Source organism: Microbispora sp. NPDC046933, assembly GCF_040644635.1.
Classification (GTDB): domain Bacteria; phylum Actinomycetota; class Actinomycetes; order Streptosporangiales; family Streptosporangiaceae; genus Microbispora.
This window is the reverse complement of record NZ_JBEYWW010000140.1, coordinates 1-1,004: the sequence shown is the minus strand read 5'-3', so window position 1 is coordinate 1,004 and position 1,004 is coordinate 1. Positions and strand designations below refer to the sequence as shown.

At 62.9% G+C, this 1,004-nt stretch carries 1 protein-coding gene; it reads left to right on the top strand.

Features of this window, described 5'->3' with window-relative positions; genetic code table 11:
• The coding region (locus ABZ857_RS44405; protein ID WP_357057024.1) for an ATP-binding protein at positions 1-1,004 on the top strand (1,004 nt) is incomplete at both ends.

The following is a 1,004-nucleotide window of genomic DNA, read 5'->3' as shown; positions in this document are numbered from 1 at the left end:
GACGAGATCGGTGAGGTCGCGCGGGCGTTTGATGAGGTGCATCGTGAGGCTGTGCGGCTGGCGGGTGATGAGGCGCGGCTGCGGAGCAATGTCAATGCGATGTTTGTGAACTTGTCGCGGCGTACGCAGACGTTGGTGGAGCGTCAGCTGTCGTTGATTGATGGGTTGGAGCAGGGTGAGCAGGATGAGCAGCGGCTCGGGAACCTGTTCAAGTTGGACCATCTGGCGACTCGTATGCGGCGTAACAGTGAGAACCTGCTGGTTTTGGCGGGGCAGGAGGCGGCGCGGCGGTGGGGTCAGCCGGTGCCTGTGGTGGATGTCGTGCGTGCGGCGTTGTCGGAGGTGGAGAACTACGAGCGTGTCGATATTCAGGTGCAGGCCGGGGCGTCGGTGGTCGGTCAGTCGGTCAACGACGTGGTTCATCTGGTGGCGGAGTTGGTGGAGAATGCGATCTCGTTCTCGCCTCGCGATACCAAGGTGACGGTGTCGAGTAACCGTATCGACGGCGGTGGTTTGATCATTTCGGTGAGTGATCAGGGTATTGGGATGACGCCGGAGGAGTTGGCGCAGACCAATTATCGGCTGGCTAATCCGCCGGTGGTGGATGTGTCGGTGTCTCGTCGTATGGGTCTGTTCGTGGTGGGTCGTCTGGCGTTGCGGCATGGTATTCGGGTGCAGTTGCGTCAGCAGGACACCGGTGGTTTGACGGCGATGGTGTTGTTGCCTGAGGCGTTGCTGGCGAATGCCGGTCCGGGGTTCCCTGGGGTGCCGGGTGTGCCGCAGCCTGAGTTGACCAGTCCGATGCCGGCGGTGGGGAGTGGGCCGCAGTTCGGTTCTTCGGTGTTTGGTGGTGCGCCGGCTCTTGCGAGTCCGACGCCGTTTGAGAATCCGCCGCGTACTCCGGTGTTCGGTGCGGACGCGCCTGGGGTGGGTGCTCCTGGTGCTGATCCCTTTGAGCGTGGGCCGTTCGAGTCCTTCCCGCGGGAGACCGTCGGTTTCGACCC